Genomic DNA, 21,443 nt, shown 5'->3' on the forward strand with positions numbered 1-21,443 from the left:
ACTCCTGCCTGTGAGCCTTGTGGGTGCCGAGCGCCAGGTATAACTCCCTCTTTAATTCTCCCCCTGAAAGGTGGAGAAGAGAGAGACTCAGTCAAAAGACGTTCGTTCTTCGGCAGTTGCACCGTCTGTTCGTTGTTCGACAGTTGTAATGTCGAACTTAAATCGCAATGGAGTTGGACTCCTGCCTGTGAGCCTTGTGGGTGCCGAGCGCCAGGTATAACTCCCTCTTTAATTCTCCCCCTAAAAGGGGGAGAAGAAAGAATCTCAGTCAAAAGACGTTCGTTGTTCGACAGTTGTACTGTCGAACTTAATTCCAAAAGGAGTTGTACTCCGGCCTGCGTCCTGCCTGATTTGACATTCACTCAATCAACTCTTAACATAACTGCACGGGCCAAAACAGGATTCCATATGGCAAAACCAACTCTTATGATTTCACTTTCAGGGAGGAGAATGAATTGCAATGAACATGTTGCTTCCGATTCTTTTCACGACGCTTACTTGCCTTCTCATGCCTCAACAGCATGACGACTTCCCTACACTGACCCTCGGCTCTGCGGCACCGGCGTTCAATCTCCCGGGAGTCGACGGTCGCAACTGGACGTTGAACGATTTCGCGGACTCGAAGATCCTCGTGGTTGCGTTTACATGCAACCATTGCCCGACGGCACAATACTACCAGGACCGACTGAAACAGATTGTCATCGACTATAAAGACAAAGGCGTCGCCCTCGTCGCGATAATGCCCAACGACCCGAAGTCCGTCCGGCTCGATGAACTTGGCTGGACAGACCTGAGCGATACATTCGACGAAATGAAGATCCGCGCAAAGGACAAGGAGTTCAATTTCCCTTACCTCTATGACGGTGAAACAGAATCGGTATCGCGTGCGCACGGACCGGTCGCCACGCCTCACGTGTTCGTCTTCGACGCACAGCGGAAACTCCGCTATGCAGGCGCGATCGACAATTCACAGCGGATCGAACATGTCACAAAGACTTATTTGCGCGACGCGCTCGATGCACTTCTTGCCGGAAAGGAGCCGCCCGTGGCCGAGACGAAAGCCGTAGGCTGTTCCATCAAGTGGGCGGGCAAAGAAGACCTCGTGAAAGCGTATCTACAGAAACTCGATGAAGAACCAGTGACTGTTTCCAAAGCCGATACGACCGCGTTGCAGGCATTAAGAAAGAATGATTCGGGAAAATTCCGTCTGATAAATTTCTGGGCTACATGGTGCCCACCTTGCGTGGCGGAGTTCGACGACTTCGTGACAACGAACCGGATGTACCGTCACCGCGAGTTCGAGCTTGTGACTGTTTCCATCAACGCGCCGGATGAAGAGGGCAAGGTCCTCGACTTCCTCAAGAAAGAGCATGCCTCCAACCGCAATCTTGTTTTCGGAACTGACGACACCGACCAATTGATGAACGCCTTCGATCCCAAATGGCAGGGAGCCGTACCTTACACAGTCCTACTCGATCCCGAGGGAAATGTAATTTATAGAGAAGTAGGAAGTATAGACATTCTCGCGGTCAGGAGGGCGATCCAGAAAGGGATGAACGAAAGGAAACCGTGGTGAGGGAATGGAAATGAAATTTCACGCGAAGAGGTGGGCGGTCTTGCTGCTCATGGCAGCGCAAGGACTAAACGCGCAGGAGTTGCGACACGTGACGATTCAGACTTCAGACGGAATGTTGGAGGGAGTGGTAAGTGTCGACGGAAAGGTGCGGACATATAAAGGTATTCCTTACGCGGCACCTCCCATCGGTCCGCTCCGCTGGAAACCGCCTCAACCTGTGCAACCCTGGACCGGAGTCAGGAAGGCGATCGAATACGGGCCGCGCGCGATGCAGGGGCGAATATTCAGCGATATGGTTTTCAACGACGCCGGTCCGAGCGAAGATTGCCTCTATCTGAATATCTGGATTCCCGAGGCAAATCGACCGGAAGGCAAACTCCCCGTGATGGTTTGGATTTACGGCGGAGGATTCGTCGCAGGGAGCTCGTCGGAGCCAAGACAGGACGGCGGCAACCTGTGTAAGAAAGGTGTGATCGTAGTGAGCTTCAACTACAGGATGAGCGTATTCGGTTTCCTCGCGCTCTCCGAACTAAGTGCGGAGTCGGAGCATAAGGCGTCGGGCAACTACGGACTCCTCGACCAGGTCGCGGCGCTTAAATGGGTCAAAGCCAACATAGCGACTTTCGGAGGCGATCCGGACAACGTCACCATCTTCGGTGAGTCGGCGGGCTCGTTCTCCGTGAGCGCACTGATGGCGTCGCCATTAGCGCAAGGGTTATTCCATCGTGCGATCGGCGAGAGCGGCGCGTTTTTCGGCAAGAGCCTGCATTTAGCAACCCGTGAGCGAGCCGAGAAATCCGGAGAGGAATTTGTAAAATCAGCTTTCGGCACGACCTCCCTTGAAAAGCTGCGTGCCATGCCTGCACAGGAAATTCTTGACGCATCGTTGAAGGCGGGTCCATTTCATTTTCCGCAGGACATCGACGGTTACTTCCTGCCGGAGTCGTGCGATTCGATTTACTCTACTGGCAGCCAGAGCCACGTCGCGCTATTAGCCGGATGGAACAAAGACGAAGGTAACTACAGGTCGTTCTTCAGGGAAGAGGCGCCTTCACCTGAGAATTACGTCAAGCGGGCCGACACGCTGTTTGGCAGCAACGCGAGCAAGTTCCTGAAACTTTATCCGGGTTCTACAGAATCGGAAGTCGAGCGTTCCGCCAGTGACTTCGAAGGAGACGCTTTCATAGCGTACTCCACGTGGAAGTGGCTTGAGAGACAACTTGAGACGGGTCAATCTCCGGTGTACAGATACGAGTTCGATCAGCCGCTTCCCGCGCCGGTCAACGCGACGCCCCACGCTTCGGACATCGAGTTCGTATTCCGAGTGCTATCGTCAAGGAATCTGCCATGGACGCAGAGCGATCGCGATGCGTCGGAACTCATCGCGTCATACTGGACCAACTTCGCGAAGACAGGAGATCCAAACGGACCAGGTCTGCCGAACTGGCCGAGGTACGATAGTGCCGGCGGTTACCAGGTGATGCATCTTGAGGAGAATGCAGCCGCCGCTCCCGACAAACACAGGAGCCGGTACGAATTCCTGGATAGCCTGAGCTCAATGCCCTAACATTGCGGCTCAAGGATATGGTACACTGATAATGCGATCACGCGCATATTCAGTGGAAGTCCTTTCCATCTGGAATTTTTTATCGAGTCAGGTCCACTCATCGCTGCACGCCGTATCTTCGATGTGGATGGTGCAGTTGGATTCTTGTATCGATTGATATCGGGCAGGTAGATAGCGTCCTACGGGTCACTTCGATGGTGCTTCGCCATTTTAGTGTCATCTCCTACACTGTCAGAACCGCAGATGAACGCTGATTGACTGATTCCGCAGATAAAGAGTTTCTTCCAATCAGCGACATCAGTTTGATCAGTGTAATCCGCGGTAGTAATCAGCGTAATCAGTGGTCAGGGTTCAGTTATTCTTCCTATCTTGACTTTTTATTACCCTTCTATATTCCAAACTCTTACCGCCAAAGTTTAACAGAAGCCCAACCTCCAGTCTATATGCTTCCAGGTAATTGATTGCCTGGGCAAGATGCACGTCTTCCAATTTCGTCACTGCCTTGAGCTCGACCATCACTTTACTTTCAACTAAGAAATCAACGCGACGCGTCCCTATCTCTTGTTCTCCGTAGTAAATTGGTATTTCAAATTCCCGCCGGAATTCAAGTCCCCGCTTTCCCATTTCAATAGCCAATGCCCTCTGATAAATTACTTCTTGGAACCCGTTGCCCAACGTTGAATGCACCTTCATTGCAGCGCCGATGATCTTGCCCGTTAAATCGGAATATTTATATCCCTCGTTGTCCATTGGTCATTCTCTATACCGTCAAGACCGCAGATGCACGCAGATTAAGGAAGTCCGTAGCTAATGATTTCTATCCAATCAGCGACATCTGAGTAATCTGTGTAATCTGCGGTAGTATTCAGTGTAATCCGCAGTTTAGACATTCTTTTTACTCTTCCATGTCACCTTCTACATCGTCAAAACCGCAGATGCACGCAGATTAAGGAAGTCCGCCGCTAATGATTTCTATCCAATCAGCGACATCTGAGATATCTGTGTAATCCGCGGTTCAGACATTCTTTCATCCCCCCTTAGTATTGACGCCTCGTTCTTACCTTCGCCCGGTATTGCTGAATTGTGCTGTCAAATCCCAGCATCGTCGCGGAGATCGAGACCGGCGTGCTCCCGGAACGTCTGATGCCATGCAGTCACACTGAAGTCATGGCTTTCCCCCTCCGATGTTTTCTATTTTATATTTCGGCAGGTTCACATCTCCGAGAGTTTTCCAAAAATCGCGAACAACTTTGTCCTGCGAAATCCTCAGGTGCACGCACTTACTTTTGAGAATATCTGAAATCGGAACGGCCAACTTGCTGCCATCGCCCGGTAAACAGATCCACAACTCCTGCGTGTTTTGTGGCACAGGAGCAACAAGGGTATCGCCGTTCTGCTGATACTGCAATGTGGTCTTTGAATCCGTGTACAGCCATATCGAGTTAAGCTTATACGGACTTGCATTCTCGCTTATTATAATCCTGATCGTGTCCGCCGGCGTCTCGGGGCGTGCTTCGGCGACCGAGGCAAAGGGAACATTCAGGAACGAAGTTGCAGCAGATGAGTTGAAGTTGGCTACATTTGCAGTCAGAGTCCCCAGGATTGCAGGTGCTCCCGCACCAAGCACTAAAGCTTTGTGAAGACTCGGCTCATTATAAATTGCAACAATGGCTGCTCCTAGTACGGCGAGGACTGCCATTCCGATAATAGCTCCCCCTGAGGGAAACACATTATTAAAAAACCCCGGGATGAATGCAATCAGCTTCGGCGCTATTCCCCCAAGCGCACCCACAAGCGCCGCTTGAACGGAAGGCTTTTTGAATATGTCACCTAACGACATTTGATCATTCTCCTTTCTTTGGCTCGCCTGATGGCAAGAGGATTGTTATTGCGCTCATGGATGGATTCCATATTTCAAAAATCCCGTCCGTGACGTTGAAAGAAGTGTAGGTTGCATGATGCGATATATGTCGACAGAAGAAGTAACTCTGTTCACTGGATCATCTTATACTCATTCCGGAGTTCAGGAATGCGCTTCCGTCTTCTTCATGAATTGTATGATTTGATAAATCGCGTGACAATATCATCATAAAACTGGAGACTTGTCCAATACCCGCAGTGCGCCGCTCCCCACGGTTGCGGAAGGGCGAGCTCAACGTTATCGCCCGACTTGATATCGTAAAAATCCAAATGACCGCTTACCGGATCCTTCCGGGCGTAATAATTCACCCATGGAATGAAATCGAGATTGCGCGCGAGCGGGTCTCGCACGATGTGATCTTCCTTTTGGAAGTCGAGGGGTTTTGACTTGAATGAATGCAGATGAGCGAGGATTTGCCTGCGAATATATTGGTCTGATCGCGTGTGCTCGCGGAAAAAGAATGCGACCTTATCTAAAGGCGAGCCGAAAGTTATCAATCCTGAAAGCTTCTTTATCGGGATTGAATTCTTGCCGTTCAGGTTCGTCTCAATGTTGATCCGGTTGAGCGTGTCGTAAGCGATTACACTCCCAAGCGAATGCCCGGCAATGATTACGCGATCGTAGCGTTTATCATTCAGAATTTCCTCCACAAGTGCCTGGCACTCTTTCAGGATTTCCTGTCTTATCCTGTAGTACTTCGACTTTTCATCCGTCGTAGTGTAGATCGCGACATCTCCGATATAGCCCGTAATAATCCAGCCGAATCTATCGAGAAGCGCGTGGAGCCACCTATCAAGCGGCTTGTGAGAGAATGGCGAGGCGATGAGCCATGCGAGTTTCAGAAAAGGGAGCACTATGGCGGCGGCGCGAAGGAGCCGTAGGACGTACAGAAGAGGAAATTTTTTCGTTCCCCGCCTTTCTTCGTACTTCTTCTGCAGTTCAACATCACTCTGATAGAATTTCTTTGTGGCTTCCAGGGTTTGCTGAACCCAGCTAAGCACCTCCGGGATGGAAATCTGCTCTTCCGTCAAGTAAGCCCAATAGTACTCGTGAATGTCTATCGGCGGTCCGTTTTCGTGATCGATCTGAACGAAGCTCTCCTGCCATTCAATTCCATTTCCGTCTTTACGTGTAATAATTTCGTGCGAGAGCTCCACATTATGCAGACACTTCACAAAAGTTGTCGCAAATGCGTCAAGCGTTTCGTACGGGACCTGTTCGCCAATGCCATGGATGACAATGACAGCTGTGCGAGCTGGATTGTCGAAAGAAGATCTATTCTTCATTTAGAGTCCTCACGCAAGAGAGCGTCTTTAATGAGGGGAATAATTCAACTGGATAACAAACGTCGCAAAACCGCGTGTCTTACCCGCATTGTTGCTGAAACTTATGTCTACGCCCGGTCCGAACCCAATTCCAAACTGGAATTCAGACAACGGCCTGAACATGCCGAGCGGCACTACCGCCAACGCGAGCCTTTGTTTGGAGAGAAGCGATGTTATGTCGGCAAGATAAATTCCATAACCTACCGACCAGCTCGTTCGTTGAAATGGGTTATCATCCCGCCTGAAATCGTACACCACATTAAATCCGAGTGCGAATGGAGAAGCCCGGAGTGTATCCTCAATGACGAATGAAACCTGCTGGAACGGGATTGATGCTTCGTATCTGACTTTGTAAGACTTTCCCCTGAACCTTATCTTGACGTCGTAAAGCGGGCCCTCTCCGGTGACAACAGGCGAGTATTCTCTGAAGTCATGGTTCACGATGATCTCCATGGTGTACCATTCTCCGATGTCAACGCCTCCCATATCGAGTTGCTGTTCGCCAAGTTGAGCGGGCGCGACATCTTGGTGAATGACTGGAGACTCCCACACGATTCTTCCGCTATCGTTCATTACCTTGACATCGATATTCAAATGTTGCGTGCCTGAATGAAGGTCCGAGCTGTTGAAAGCGAGGCGCGGAATCCCCTGGCCCCGTTCAGCTGAATAATTAACCTCCGCGTATTTCAATCCGTTGGCGCTGTCGAGAGGAATCGTTTCCCCTCCCGGCATATGAAGAACGATGAACCCCTTACTTCTAAACGGGCTCGCGGGAGAACTGAACGTCTTTACATAGACACTCTTTACCGGAATTGGAGGAGTCCTGTCTCCATTATTCACGCGGAGGTCATACAGCCTCCTTGGGGAAATACCAACTGGAATCATTACGTCGACTGACACATCGAATACTCCGTCAGCGAATGATTCGATAGTACCCCTACTATTCTTCTCAAATCCTTCAAAGTTCAGGGAGTCCAAGAATTTCCTGCATTCATCCTGGGTGGAAAGCCCGTGGATATTCATTTTCACCTTATATCCTTGGTCCCAACCTGTGGCGTACAGAGTGTCTTGACCAAAAAGTGATGCGAGGCTGTCAACCGAATTGATCCACTCAACATTACCGATGGAAGGGACACTGCGCACCTCCAGTGTTCCACTGACCCCCACCTCTTCGTCGTCCTGATCAAACAGTGACCAACTTCCGTATCCATCCGCACCGACAATCACTTTATCGAATTCCAAATCCGGAACGGATGGGTTGTAAGTGACATTCCAAATCGTGTCCTTGCCCGACTTCGCTACCAGTGAATAGGTTTGACCCGGAGATAAGATATCGATTGGGGATGTGAGAGACCATCGGTGGAGCTCGTCTCCTCCGTAACAACTGATTGGCTTCAGATAGATTTGATTCGGCATTTGCTGCACATAGAAAAAGGAAGTAAAAGCTCCCTGCTGGAGCACGTCACCGTTGCGCGTTCGAACAGATATGTTGGCACCGGTCTGCGAGAGCTGCCTTGCCTCGTCGAAATAGATTTGAAGTGTAACAACCTTTTTACTCGCGTCGACAGACTTTATTCTGATCCCGCTGGTTTGAATCTCGCTCCCATCACCTTTGGTGAATATGAACCTGTCTATGTTCTGCGGGTTGGAGGCAATAATGGACATGTCCGTGTCGTTCGATATCTTATACCTCTTTGCCTGCGCTGGCTTTCTCAACATGGGGTTATTCGTTGTTTTCATCACGAAGGACACAGAAGAACTTCGGCCGTCGAAATTGCTTATGGTCATGTTCTTGCTTCCTGCCAGAGTCGACACGCCGGTAGCAATGAGAAGATCGAGTTCTCTGGTGGAAGCCGAGAGAATCTTCACCGTCCGCATGCTTGGATCGTCAAGTTTCGGCAAGGGCGCCTTGTTGTTCGTATCAATCGGCGAAATTGGGAAGAATCCCTTCCCCGCAATTCTCATCTCGAATGTTGACTCGGTCGAGTTGTCAAAAGAGAATGGGATATCAAAGTTGCCCTGATCAGTCACTTCCTGTGTCGTCACAATCTGAGGTACGGGTGATGTGCAGCCAAATGAGAGTGTGCCAGATAACGGTGATATCTGGTTTGAGAGAAGGCTGTCTTTTCTCACCATCAAGAAGTCCAGTTCGCCCCAGAGGGTATCTGGGATGGGCTGCGTCCTGACAGTTACCGTTGAAGAATCCAGAACGCTTATAGATACTCCGAGGTTGATGAGAAACTTATTATGCCTTACGGTGAGACTGTCCTTGGCACTATCATAGGGATTCATGATTCGCAAGTTAAAGCATCCCTGCTCGCCCAAGACGAGGTTTTGGCTTTGTACGACGTCGGAGGCGAGAATGCAGACAATAAAGAGTACAAATCTTTTCATGTTCTTTCCTTTCTTCGCGGCTGTTCGTCATTTGGTTCCCCGAACGATGGTCAAGGAAATTAGTGCCATCTGACTCTTGCGTTGGGCTCGTGGACGTTGAATCATACAAGCTGCATCCTCTTGAAAGAGTCACGAATGCGCTGTCATCTTTTTCTAAAGTACGTGCTGGCTTACAACTCTCTTACTTTCCCTTTCGCACTCCGAGACGTCGGATGACCCAGTTTTTCAAGAACGCTGCGGTCATGTAGTCCGGGATCCCATCACACAAGGAATTACTTCTGGACATCCCGCTCTACACGATTGTCGAACAGTGCATGGCCCTCTCCGGATTGGCCAAGGAGGTGCTGCGGTAAAACCGGCACGGGCCGTTTGTTAGATTTGTGGAACTATCCCTTTTGGGGACGCTCTTGATTGTTCTGCCGCCCTACCGGGCGACAGGAGGCATCACTTGTTTATCTGTCTTCTTTTCTTCCCAGCGTTAAAATATCGCAGGCCCCGAGATTAGGTGCAGTTGGATAGAAGTGTGATCTCTCGGGGCCTGCTCCATGTGCCATGATGTCTATGACATCTTCCGCCATGTGAATTCTTGTGCAATAGGTGTGCCATTCAATAATCGACAAAATTAAATCGCATTCGCAATCTCACCCAAAATAGGTGGGCGGTTTACTTCCCACATTTTGAGAACCAAACCGCCCACTTGGGTAGCAATGCGATGAGATGGATTTGAGAATCAGGATTCGTTGGGGCTCGATTTATCGAGGCTGTACGAAAGAAAAACTGGAGGTGTCTATTCCGTTGGGGTATTGGGAAGGATTGATAGTGTCTATCTTGTTGGGGCGGCGCCTGAGTCGCCCCAACAGTCGTCTCTCACCTGGTTCTATCACTCCACTGTGGAACCCCTGCGCGGTTGCGTTCCACAGTAGAGCGACGGAACGAGGTCAATTATTTCATCATCACAAGCTTCTTGACGGATGTGAACTTCTGTCCGTCATTACCTACTGCACTTATCCTGTAGTAATACACTCCGCTCGAGAACCTGCCCATGCTGATACTCTCATTGTAACGTCCGGCGTTCATCGTGCCATATTCCTGTTCCATTACTCTCTGTCCAAGGACGTTATATATCTCCAGTGTCACGGTCGATGCTTCTTTCAAATCGAATCTTATCGTAGTCGCAGGGTTGAATGGATTCGGATAATTCTGGTAGAGTGCATAACTCTGTGGGACGTCCACAATCGCGGTGAGCGTGTTAAGATCTTTCACCGCACCACTCGTTGAAACACTCTGTATCCTGTAGCTATATGTGGACCCGGAAGTCACTTTGTCGTCCGTGAAGGAGTAAACCCTGCCTGATGTCGACGTGCCTAATCCTTTCAGGTTCTCGGTGTTCGAATAACTCGCGATCATTTTAAAAGAACTCATGCCGGGGTCTTCGCGAAGGATGTTGAAGCCTGCGTTCTTGATTTCCGATTGTGTTTTCCAGGACAGAGTGACCGAGCCGATGTCCGGCGTCGCGATGAAATCCGTCGCCTGCACAGCGAGAGAGTAATCGTACACAAGCGGAGTGAAGGAGAAAGTAAGGCCCTCAGATGGGGGAGGACTAATGGCGTCGTTTTCCCCGGACGAGCTGACTGTCGCAGACGTGCTCATATCGCTCACAGCGATATAGTTGCCGAGCGAATCGACGATCCCGAGTGTGCTGGGGCTGTCTTCAGTATTGAACGCGACCGCGTAGTCCGGGCCCGGAGTGTAGACAAATTGGATTTCACCGGTAGCTTCATACATGATAACCTGGAACGAAAGCTGGTCGGATGCAGTGGCCGAGTCGCTATTCCCATAGCCCACGACATGGTCCCACTCGACCGTGAACGTCCTGTTTGGCGCCGAGCCGTCTGTTTCATAGAAGATGCTCCCGTTAATGTAGAGGTCGGCATCGAGTGGAGCGAGAAACGGGAGCATGCTTGCGTCCGCGCCTGAGAGGGTGCCGGTGAAATAAAATCCTCCGTCTCCCAAGGATGAGGGGTTGAACGAAAGCCAGCCGTTGCTTGCCGCGTTTACTGTAGAGTATGGGTTTCCTCCGAAATAGAAAGTGAACCCGATCGGAATTCCAATCTCCGTTCCTTCGTCGTGATCGAAGGATCCACCATCGTATTCGGTGCCCGTCGATGAGATCGTGTTAAATGTGCCGTTAGTCGCGGTGAAATTGAATTCGCTCGAGAGATCTAAGGGGACATGTGGACGGGATTTCAAGACGGAGACTCTCCCAGGATGAGTTTTGTGACCCGAATGGTTCGCGGAGGCAACCGCTTTCCTCCCGAGACTATTTACATCACTACGGCCCTGAGCATTGGAAGATGTGTTGCTCGCAAATGCCAGCGCGTCAATGGAGGTGACAAATAGTATGACTGCGACCCAAAATGTATTTCTGTATAAAAATCTCATTTAGTCCTCCGTTCTAATGTTATTTGAGTCTTGAAACAATTATGGGAGACTCTTAGCCAGCAGAACTCTCCCTGACATTGAAAAGCACAGGAGGCCGCCCTATGCCGACCGAGAGAAGCATCTCTCGCGTCGCCGACGCCTAGACCGCGCCAGACGCTTAGGGCAAAATCGGCCCCTTTACAAAATATCTAACCTACCGGATGTGGAAGAAGTTCCTTAGAAGTCACTTCGTTGGGGGGCCATTTATCGAGTCCGTGAGCAAGAAATTGTCACTGTCACAATTTCATGGTGTCCTGTCTGTTTCGGTGTACCCGAGTTTTCTCCTCCCGACTGATGAGCGTCTGGAGTCAGGATGAAAGAGTAGGAAAATGTAATTCGGAGTCGTCATGTTTCCGAAACTCTCCCCATATTGTCATCTTGAGTGCAGGTGTTCTGCAACCGGCACGAGAAATCTCGAATCGATGAATGCGGCAGTCTACTTGAAACAAAGAAGTTATCTGGCATTCGAAACGTCCACTTCTATTGCCATGGAGTCCTGTCTGTTTCGGTGTATCCGAGTTTTCTCCTCCCGACTGGGGAGAGTCGGGAGTCGAAATGACAATTAAGAGTATATCGTCGGAACTCAGGATGAGACATAAGCGATGAGTATCGGGTCTCGATCTGACAAAGCGGGAGTACTGCAAAAGGTCGGGAGTCGAATTGACAAGTAAGAGAGTATCGTCGGTACTTTGTATGACAGAAGGAAGAGTGCGTTCCGCCGTTTCGCGACGGAACGACCTCAATTACTTCATCAATACCAGCTTCTTGACGGATGTGAACTTCTGTCCGTCATTACCTACTGCACTTATCCTGTAGTAATACACTCCGCTCGAGAACCTGCCCATGCTAATACTCTCATCGTAACGTCCGGCGCTCATCGTGCCATATTCCTGTTCCATTACCCTCTGCCCAAGGACGTTATATATCTCCAGAGTCACGGTAGAGGCCTCTTTCAGATCGAATCTTACAGTCGTCGTAGGGTTAAACGGATTCGGATAATTTTGATAAAGTGCGTATGACTTGGGAAGATCGACCGTCACAGTTATGGTGTTCAAGTCGACCTGAGCACCTTCCAGAGTGACGCTTTGTATCCTGTAGTCGTATGTGGAACCGGACTTAACCTTGGCATCAGTGAACTGGTAAGCTCCGCCGCGGCTCACTGTCCCATTGCTTTTCAGAGAAGCATCGCTCAAGTAGCTTGCGACTTGGACGAATTCCGCTTTTGCCGGGTCTCGTCTCAGGATATTGAAGCCCGCGATGTCGGCTTCGGACGCCGTTTTCCAGGTGAGTGTCACTGACCCCACGTCGGTAGTCGCCTGGTATGACGACAACTGCACGGCGAGCGAGTTGTCGTTTCCGGCCCCGAGCGCGAATTGTTTCGATGGGCTCACTGAAGTGAGTGAAGTGCTCGACGATTCGAAATCGTGGAGAAGCGTACTCTGCGTATAGAATTCCGTAAGGTTCGACCAGCTCCCGTCAGCAGCGCTTCTCCCCAGGAGAAACAGCGTCGCTTGGTTTGTGATGCCGTTTATGCCGGGGTAGTTCATGGAATAGGTCGCCGTATTTGTGCCGTACGCGTATAATCCCCAGACTAAAGATGAGCGCTTGGTGACTCCGCCTGGAAATGCATCGCTTGTTGTCGCCGTTACAGGAGAACCATAGGAATAAATGCCCACGAAGTCGAGCGAGTCGGGAATCGAGGAGATGGTCATGGATATTTTTGCACCTGTCGGCCCGACGCTGTCTGTCGAAATGCTTGCGTCGTAGTCTCCGTACTGGCCGACTGGTGCCGTCGATGTCACCCAATTATCGGCGCCGTTTATCGTACCGTTGCTTCCACTCACGGGTTCGGCGACAGTGGTGCCTGTGCCGTCGTTGAACTGCCAGTACGCGAGGAGATTCGGCTGCGCGCTCGCGACTGTCGTGAACATGTCGGCCCGTACCTGCTGCTCGGTCCTCGCGACTGTCCAGATGCGAACTTCGTCCATGTCACCGTTGAAGTTTCTGCCCGTGTGGCCGGCATTCTCGCCAAAATAAACCGGGAATGTGCTTGAACTGAGAGTTCCGGTCACGGACACCGACGCGTCAACTTTCCCGTCAACATATAATGTCTTGGTTGAGCCGTTATACACCGCTGCGAAGAAGTGCCAGTTGCCATCGTTGACGTTAGTTGTGCCGGTCATGTCGACATTCGAAAGTCCGTTCGTGCTGAACGCGAGGTTGTTCGAGAAATTCGATCTCGCGATTCGCCACGAGTCGTCGCCCTTTGTGACGAGCGCGTCCCATTGGAACGGGAACGACGTGACTTTGAACCATGCTTCCACTGTAAACGAGCCGGTGAAATTGAAACTCGAAGAGCTCCCAGCGTTGACATAGTTACTGCTTCCATCGAAGTACAAAGCTGTCCCCGGATAACCTTCGAATGCCGCCACGAGGAGGCTGCTGGAAGTAGTTAGCATCGATAACGGGTTGTTCAATCCGCTCGACACGAGGAGCTGCGCATTCGATCCGTCGAGGTTAGCGCTCTCAATAGTGTTTGTTAAATAGTTGGTCCAGTAAAGAAGTCCCGCAGAACCCATGACGATTATTCCCCTCGGGTCGGATGAACTCAGTGTCAACACCGTCGCGGTGTCCGAGCCGTCGAGCGCGGCAGACATGATCTTTTTTTGCGTGCCGTATTCTGTCCAGTAGATTTTTGAATGGACCGTGTCTACGGCGATGCCCGAGATAAATGATGTCACCGATTCTATGTGCGCCACGCCTGAGCCGTTGAGCGAGCACATTCCTATGTACTTATCAGTCCCGCCATTGTCTGTCCAGTAAATCTTCCCGTTCTTCTCGTCGACCGCAATACCGGTGGGAGCACTCAGGCCGGTGGTGACGAGGTTCGTGATCGAGCCGCCGCTGGCCGGCGACGAGCGGATCATTTTGCTGCCGTTTTCGATCCAGTAGACGATCCCATTTGTATTATCGATTGCGATGCCGCGCGGCAGGTTCAGTCCGCTTGCATACGTTTGCTCACCTGTGCCATCCCTGTTGGAACGGTAGATATGTCCGCCGGTGACGTCCGTCCAGTAGATCATTCCGGTGCTCGCGTCAAGCGCGATAGCATACGGACTCGACAGGCCGCTCAGAACGGTTGCCTGTGACACCCCGTTGAATTTCGAAGTGTCTATCTTGTCGCCGCCGACTTCCGTCCAGAAAAGGGATTGACAATCAGCAGCCGAGGCGAACGCGGCAATCCCGACAACGACCAAAAGAACTTTTGCTTTCATTGCTCCTCCTTCTGCCGGAGATTTTTCAAGTCCCGGCACAATAAGTTTCAGGCTGTCAGGATCTGGCCGGGAATATTCCCGATGTGGCGATAATGAAGTTTACGGCAAGAAACGGCGGCATATTGTTGTGCGACTGGCTACTGCCGGCGCTCGTCAGCATGCTGGCGCTCATTGTACCGTTGGCCGTAGTCGCATAATGCTGAATGCCTTCGTTATTGACAGCCGGATAATTGCCCGAAGGGGTGCTTGATGTCCCGTTCGAAGTGCTCGCCTCAACCTGGTGGGTGTGGATCGGCATCTCGGAGCTGATGAGTGTGTGGTTCTCTTCGCCACTCTCTTCTCCTATTGGGCGATCCGTCAGGCCATTCCCCTGTCCCATACCGAGAGGGAACCTGCCCCTAAGATCTGGAAGACCAAATGTATTAATTCCGTTGCCGCCGAATGTTGTGCCGAGTAATGAGAATAATGCCTCGTTAGTTGAGATAGCGATGAGCGACCCGTCGCAAAGCGCCCAACCAACCGGAGCGAAATTGAACCCAACCATTTCGATCTGGCCGACGAACGGATCGTTGTCCATGACCTTCTTCTGGTTCCCGTTCGAGTCAACGCTCTTCTTCCCGACCTGGGCAAGGAGTTTTCCCGCTCCGCCAAGCATTCCTGCTCCGGCAACGGCTCCCAATATTTTGGCAAGAAACCGTCTCCGCTCTGCGGGTTTCTTTTCTTCTGTGTTCCCTGGTAAACTAATCGGTTCCATCTTTCCTCCTGTTCATATGATTGACAACTGTTGTACGCACGACCTGTCTGCGAGGATTACATTCCTGTTTTATCAACATGCGCGCGTCCGACAAAATTCCCTGTTATGGGGTTCTCTTCCTCAACCGAAGTTTGAGGAGGCGCCGCAGCGTTACAACTGAACGAATGTACAGTTTGTGACAGGGGTGAGTGCAGTCACTTCATTGGCGGACAGTCTTTTTGCCGGACAATCATCTGCCCGGCATGATGGGTTTCTCTCTATCAGCTTTGAGAGGGATATATTCCCGAAAGCGCAATTATGAAATTGACGCAGGTGTAAGGCTGCATATTATTGTGTGAAGTGGAACTGCCGGTGTTGCCGATCATCGAAGCGTTCATCGTGCCGTTCGAGGTTGTACCATAATGTTGTATGCCTTCATTGTTCACCGCCGGATAATTGCCTGAAGGAGAAGAGGAAGTACCGTTTGAAGTGCTCGCGGTAACAGAGTGGGAATGAGACGGCATTTCGCTGCTGGTGAGCTGGTGATTCTCCTCGCCTGACATCTGACCCATTACGCGGTTGCTCAGCCCATTGCCCTGGCCCTGATGGATCGGCACTCTACTTCTCAGATCTGGCAGGGCGAACGTAATCTGGCCGTCGCCGCCATAAGTAGTTCCGATCAGGTTGAACAGCGCGGCATATTGCGAGATGGGAAGAAGCTGCCCGTTACATAAAGCCCAGCCGGTCGGCGCGAAACTGAAAGAGACCATTTGGATTTCTCCAAGGTATGGGCTGCTGTCTGCAACTTTTTTCTGATTCCCGCTCGTGTCCACGCTCTTCTTCCCGACCTGGGCAAGAAGTTTTCCTGCTCCGCCCAGTATTCCGGCTCCGGCAACGGCTCCCAATATTTTGGCAAGAAAACGTCTCCGCTCTGCGGGTTTCTTTTCCTCGGTGTTGCCTGGTAAACTAATCTGTTCCATGGTTCCTCCTGTTCTTAAAATTGACAACGTTGTGCGCACTACCTCTCGGAGAGGATTCTCTTCCTCTAGGTAATGAACGTACGTACGACTGGCAAAATTCCCGGCGGAAGTCGCCTTTCCCCTCATGCGAAGTTTGCCGTGAGCGGCAACTTGCACAACTGAACATATGTACGGTTCGCGGACGAGGTGACTGCTGTCACTTGGTCGAGAAGAAAGGAGTCGGATCCCTCGAGATTGGTAATTCTCTTGACATTATTTGGGGAAATGGAGGAAAAAGGAGACAGGAGAGAGAAGGATGTGATAGAGGTAAAAGAATGGGGCTCGATTTATCGGGCCCGTGCGAAAGAAAGATTAGTGGTACCTATCCAGTTGGGATGACTGGATGGATTGATTGAATTTATACTATTGGGGTGCTCAACCGGAAATGTTTCAGAGCTCCGGTTCAGAGCTTTCGTCAGTCTGCAATTCCACCGGCGATTTATGAAGCCCCACGCGCCTGACACTTTGCCATTTCGGAAGAACATCCGTGCTGATGAACTCCAAACAGTATTCCTCAAGATCAATGTCGTCCAAGTCTTCCTCGGACGCCGTGATCTGCAGGTCTACAAGCGCAATTGTCCCGTTAATCTTCTGCGGGTCAAGTGCGTAAGAGATTGGTCCGTGTTTTCGCCAGGCACAAATTTTCGTTCCGTGAATGTAAGTGTTGGGTGCATCCGGGAGTGATCGGAATGATTTAGCCGCTTCGAACTCAAGCTGGATGTTCTCATGCACCAAATCTCCCTCATTCGGCTTCATGATGATCGACCCTTTCTGAAATCAGGCCGGAAAGTAGTTCAGAATTTCTTCCGGCGGGCTCCTGTTTTCAAAGAGCGACGGGACATCCCGATGAGGGATGCCCCGTCCATAAACATCATTACGGATAAAGTCCGCGCAGGCGGGTGGCCTCCGCGACTCTTCCAATACCCAGCATGTTCGCAGCGATACGCATGTTCACTTTCCTGTCGTGGTGAATCTTGATTACCTCTGCAAAGCTGAACTTCATTATCTTCTCGAGGCGGGCGTAGACTTCCGTCTCATCCCAGAAAATATGAGACTCGTCCTGCGCCCACTCGAAATATGAAACGGTCACGCCGCCGGCATTGCACAGGATATCCGGAATGATGAACACGCCCTTATCGAATAGGATCGTGTCGCCTTCTGGCGCAACGGGGCCGTTGGCCGCTTCCGCAACGATCTTCGTGTTAAGCTTGTTAGCGTTTTCGCCGGTGATGGAATTCTCGAGCGCCGCAGGAATGAAGATGTCGCACTGCATCGAGAGTAGCTCGTCGGGTGTTATTTGTTCTGCACCGGGGAACCCCATCACAGTGCCCGTGCGGACTTTGTGCAGCATCAGCTTCGGGATATCCAGCCCGTTCTTGTTGTAGATGCATCCCGAGGAATCGCTCACCGCGATAACGTAACTCGCACCGCTGTCGAGCAGATGTGCCGCAACAGAGCCAGCGTTTCCGAATCCCTGGACGACAACCTTCGCACCTTTGAGAGGAAGGTTCAGGATATCGCATGCGCTCTGGATGGTGTAGAAGACGCCGCGCCCCGTTGCTTCATTCCTTCCCTGCGACCCGCCAAGGCTGAGAGGTTTCCCGGTTACCACGCCGGGTACAGAATATCCCTTCATCATGCTGTACGTGTCCATGATCCAGGCCATTGTCTGCGGATTCGTGTAAACATCCGGGGCGGGGATATCCATCTCAGGACCTATCATCGGGAGAATGCCCGCGGTATACCTGCGCGTGAGGTGTTCAAGTTCATGAATCGAGAGCACTTTGGGATTGCAAGTTACCCCACCCTTCGCTCCGCCGAACGGTATGTTTACAATTGCACATTTCCATGTCATCCAGCACGCGAGTGCTTTCACTTCGTCGAGTGTCACATCGGGATGATATCGAATTCCGCCTTTCCCCGGTCCGCGCGCTGTGCTGTATTGAACACGATGGCCAACAAAGGACTCAATTCTGCCTGTGTCCATCCGAACCGGGATGTTCACGGTCAATACGCGTTCCGGATTTCTGATCATCATACGAATATCGAAATCGAGCTCGAGTTGATCCGCCGCCATGTCGAAGTTCTTCAACGCGGCTTCGTACGGATTCTGGTGGAGGACGATTCCTCTAGCAACCGTTTCCATAGGTCTTACTCCTTTCTTGTGGAAAAGTATGGGACGCCACGGATGTCTCCTCTGCAAAGATATTTCCGCGGTTCTATGCTGCGAACCGGAACTGTTTGTTCCGTTCGATGTTGCCATCCATCTCGTAATGGATCAAGGATCTCTGAATGATCCCCAAATGTGCCAAAGAACAAATCCCTTTTGGAATGCAATGGGAATTTAAATACAAGACCCCGGATCTGCAACGCAGTAACTGTAATAGGGGAATTCAGAACGAATTAGATGGAGACAAGGGATTCGGACGGATATATTCACCTCAGTTTCCGCAGTATCGATCCGCCCGTCCACGATTCACGAACTGATGCGCAACATACGGATACCGTCAGCATTCGATATTTAATAAAAGTCCCGCCGAGATTTCTCACGGCGGGAAATTACCTCCTCCTCCCGAAATTCTATTTCATCAGAACCATTTTCTTAAGCCGGACGTAACCACCGGCAGTCACTCTGAATAAATAGACGCCGCTTGAAAGCCCGTTCGCGTCAAAAGTGACGTCGTAATATCCGGCAGGATAATCCGCATTGGCCAATGTAGCGACTTCCCTCCCGATCATGTCGTAAACCCTGATAGTCACGTGGCTCGCGCTCGGAACCTGGAACGCTATGTTAGTCGACGGGTTGAACGGATTGGGATAGTTTTGCGACACATCAAATTCGTCCGGTACACCGGCCCGGTCCATCCTGATACCTGTCACTGTCAGGTTCACTTCGTTCGAATAAGCCGAGGTAACGAGCGAATTTGCTCCCCTGACCCGGTAGTAATACACGCTGCCGGCGACTACGGATGAGTCGGTAATAGTAGTGACGTTCGTTCCGACGGAATCGATAACTCCGTATGTACCTGCCGCGCCTGTCTTCCGCTCAATGTAATATTTCAATTCGCTCCCGGAATTATCCTGCCACTGGAGTTTAATCTTCTCCCCGACGATTTGACTTGCGGTCAGGTTTGTCGGCGGTCTGAGCGGTGTAATCGCACTTGCAACATTCGAATAGCCGGAGATCCATGGACTGTCCACGGCACAGAGCCTGTAGTAATATTCTGTCCCGTCATTCAGACCTGTGTCGGACCAGGTACTGAAATTCGCTCGCAAGCTCGCCTCATTGGACCATGAGGTCGTTGTATCCAAAGTCCGCTGCAAGACAAAGCCAGTTACATTGTTCGCACTGTCATTCCAAGACATACTTATTCTATCAAAGTCAATGGTCACCGCGCGAAGATTTGAGGGGATAGCTAATACATCCACACTCCCATTTGTAAGCACTACAGAAGGATTCCCTTCGTTAAGGAAATTCTTTTCACCTCCCCCGGAAAAAGACACAGAATCTAAGCCGGCTGCGTTAAGAATAAATCGGACATAGATCAACACACCTGTCCCGGTAAGGGCTGTTGACCCGGCCGAAGCAATGCTCACCATTCCAGGGATGGATATGTTGTAGCTTACCGGACCGAGTGTCTGGCTCAAGGTTCCAGTCGATATTACGCTGTCCACTGACATGTAAGTCGAATTATAACTCAACTGAATCTGGTATGCCTCAACGCCCTTGCCCGTAAGGCTTGTATCCACGTAGACCGGCAAAGTGATCTTGTTTCCCCTGGCACCGCTTGTATCTGGAATAGACAACCTCACTTGAGCTACGACTGCAGATGAGGACGCAGCCAGCAAGAGCAAAATCGTCATGTACTTTGAAGTTTTAACCATCTTAAGCTTTCTCATCGACCGAGTACGCGGCGCTAATGACCGCACTCGTGACTCTCCGGTTGAATGATTACTAGCGTTTAGTTTTCAAAATTTTCGAGTGAACTACAGAATTCCAAACTGATCAGTCAACCTCCTAAAAAATAAGAGCGCACATCCGAAGGGACGTGCGCCCATCTTTTGAAACACTGCCAGACGTTAAGCTTCCATCAACCTATTTCAGGAGAACCATCTTCTTAATTGAGATAAAGTCGTTTGCCACCAGTCGGTAAAAATAAATTCCGCTTGGCAGCATCGACGCGTCAAACGTCACCGTGTAACTGCCCGAAGACTTCATTTCGTTAATGAGTGTCCTCACCTCTCTCCCAAGTATGTCGTAGACTACCAGTTCGACGCGCGATTGTTTGAGGATATCGAATGAGATTGTCGTTGTTGGATTGAATGGGTTCGGATAATTCTGAGAAAGGCTAAATTCCTTTGGTAGTCCTTTTATCTCGACTACGGGGTCTATTCCTGACCCCGTACTAAAATTAGCAATTACGGAGTAAGCGCTAGCTCCTGCGGTGTCGATTGCCAAGACATGCCAGTAATAGGTTGTATCGGCTGCCAACGGAGTGCCCAGCTTTTTGGTAGTGTCTGTAAGCGTCGTATCGAATGCTATATTCCCCGCTATGAACTCGCCGAGACTGTCAACATCACTCCTGGTCGCAACTTGCAGGCGATACCTGTCTGCGAATGCAGAAACGCTCCAGGTAAATGTCGTCTTCCGCGGTTGATGGGAAGTACCAACGGGTGAAAGCAGGTTTGGAACCGCAGGTACTGCGACTATAGTCGTGAACGAATCTATTGAAGTGAATGCACTCTCTCCACCGGCATTGTAAGCACTTACACGCCAATAATATTTTTTGAAATTTGTTAAAGACATTACTCTTCTGGTGGTATCTGTAGTGGAATCGTTGACAACAAACGATGAGAACGTGAAACTTGCCGACAGCTGGCAGTGGTATCCAACCGAGCCGTTACTCCGGCTCCAAATCAAAATAAGAGTATCAGCCCGCTGGTCCTCGGATCCGTTCGTTGGGAGAAGGAGTGTCGGGTGCGAAGGTGCTGAAACTACAGTAGTAAACGACCACACTGAAGACCAGCCGCTTGTTCCTCCTGCATTGGTAGCATCGACCCGCCAATAATACTTCGCAAGATTTGCCAGACCGCTGATGCCTTTTGACGTCGCTGCCACTCCACTCGTGTCATAAGTAGTCGTGGCAAATGT

General features: G+C 50.7%; 14 protein-coding genes. 2 read left to right on the forward strand and 12 right to left on the reverse strand.

Features of this window, described 5'->3' with window-relative positions; all coding sequences use genetic code 11:
- Window positions 1-460: 460 nt before the first annotated feature.
- Complete coding sequence (locus VIS48_00005) at window positions 461-1,576, forward strand: redoxin family protein (GenBank protein HEY9164524.1); 1,116 nt, start codon at window positions 461-463, stop codon at window positions 1,574-1,576.
- 10 nt (window positions 1,577-1,586) lie between these two features.
- Window positions 1,587-3,143 carry a carboxylesterase/lipase family protein gene (locus VIS48_00010; protein ID HEY9164525.1) on the forward strand — a complete coding sequence of 519 codons (1,557 nt, stop codon included), beginning with the start codon at window positions 1,587-1,589 and terminating at the stop codon, window positions 3,141-3,143.
- A gap of 351 nt (window positions 3,144-3,494) precedes the next feature.
- Here the strand turns inward: VIS48_00010 and VIS48_00015 are convergent, their stop codons facing one another.
- The 12 genes from VIS48_00015 to VIS48_00070 all read right to left on the reverse strand — a co-directional run.
- A complete protein-coding gene (locus VIS48_00015; protein HEY9164526.1) occupies window positions 3,495-3,893 on the reverse strand; it encodes a GxxExxY protein in 399 nt (132 codons plus the stop codon).
- A 415-nt stretch (window positions 3,894-4,308) separates the two neighbouring features.
- Complete coding sequence (locus tag VIS48_00020) at window positions 4,309-4,983, reverse strand: hypothetical protein (GenBank protein HEY9164527.1); 675 nt, start codon at window positions 4,981-4,983, stop codon at window positions 4,309-4,311.
- A 206-nt stretch (window positions 4,984-5,189) separates the two neighbouring features.
- Window positions 5,190-6,350, reverse strand: coding sequence for a hypothetical protein (locus VIS48_00025; GenBank protein ID HEY9164528.1), 1,161 nt, complete (start codon window positions 6,348-6,350; stop codon window positions 5,190-5,192).
- Window positions 6,351-6,377: 27 nt separating this feature from the next.
- The gene (locus VIS48_00030; protein HEY9164529.1) at window positions 6,378-8,783 is read right to left on the reverse strand and encodes a hypothetical protein; all 2,406 of its coding nucleotides are present in this window, start codon (window positions 8,781-8,783) and stop codon (window positions 6,378-6,380) included.
- A 942-nt stretch (window positions 8,784-9,725) separates the two neighbouring features.
- Window positions 9,726-11,225: a T9SS type A sorting domain-containing protein gene (locus VIS48_00035; GenBank protein ID HEY9164530.1), complete on the reverse strand. Its 1,500-nt coding sequence runs from the start codon at window positions 11,223-11,225 to the stop codon at window positions 9,726-9,728.
- Window positions 11,226-12,007: 782 nt separating this feature from the next.
- Entirely contained in the window at window positions 12,008-14,539 is a 2,532-nt protein-coding gene (locus tag VIS48_00040; GenBank protein HEY9164531.1) for a LamG-like jellyroll fold domain-containing protein, read from the reverse strand.
- Window positions 14,540-14,594: 55 nt separating this feature from the next.
- Window positions 14,595-15,293 (reverse strand): tail fiber protein, encoded by a 699-nt coding sequence (locus VIS48_00045; protein HEY9164532.1) that lies wholly within the window; start codon window positions 15,291-15,293, stop codon window positions 14,595-14,597.
- Window positions 15,294-15,553: 260 nt separating this feature from the next.
- A complete protein-coding gene (locus VIS48_00050) occupies window positions 15,554-16,252 on the reverse strand; it encodes a tail fiber protein (protein ID HEY9164533.1) in 699 nt (232 codons plus the stop codon).
- A gap of 429 nt (window positions 16,253-16,681) precedes the next feature.
- The gene (locus VIS48_00055; protein HEY9164534.1) at window positions 16,682-17,047 is read right to left on the reverse strand and encodes a hypothetical protein; all 366 of its coding nucleotides are present in this window, start codon (window positions 17,045-17,047) and stop codon (window positions 16,682-16,684) included.
- Between the two features lie 118 nt (window positions 17,048-17,165).
- Window positions 17,166-18,437: a Glu/Leu/Phe/Val dehydrogenase gene (locus tag VIS48_00060; GenBank protein ID HEY9164535.1), complete on the reverse strand. Its 1,272-nt coding sequence runs from the start codon at window positions 18,435-18,437 to the stop codon at window positions 17,166-17,168.
- 434 nt (window positions 18,438-18,871) lie between these two features.
- Entirely contained in the window at window positions 18,872-20,176 is a 1,305-nt protein-coding gene (locus VIS48_00065) for a cohesin domain-containing protein (protein HEY9164536.1), read from the reverse strand.
- A 211-nt stretch (window positions 20,177-20,387) separates the two neighbouring features.
- Window positions 20,388-21,443: T9SS type A sorting domain-containing protein (locus VIS48_00070; protein ID HEY9164537.1), on the reverse strand; the 1,056-nt coding region annotated here is incomplete at its 5' end.

The sequence above is a fragment of the Candidatus Kryptoniota bacterium genome, from assembly GCA_036567965.1.
Lineage (GTDB): Bacteria > Bacteroidota > Ignavibacteria > Kryptoniales > JAKASW01 > JAKASW01.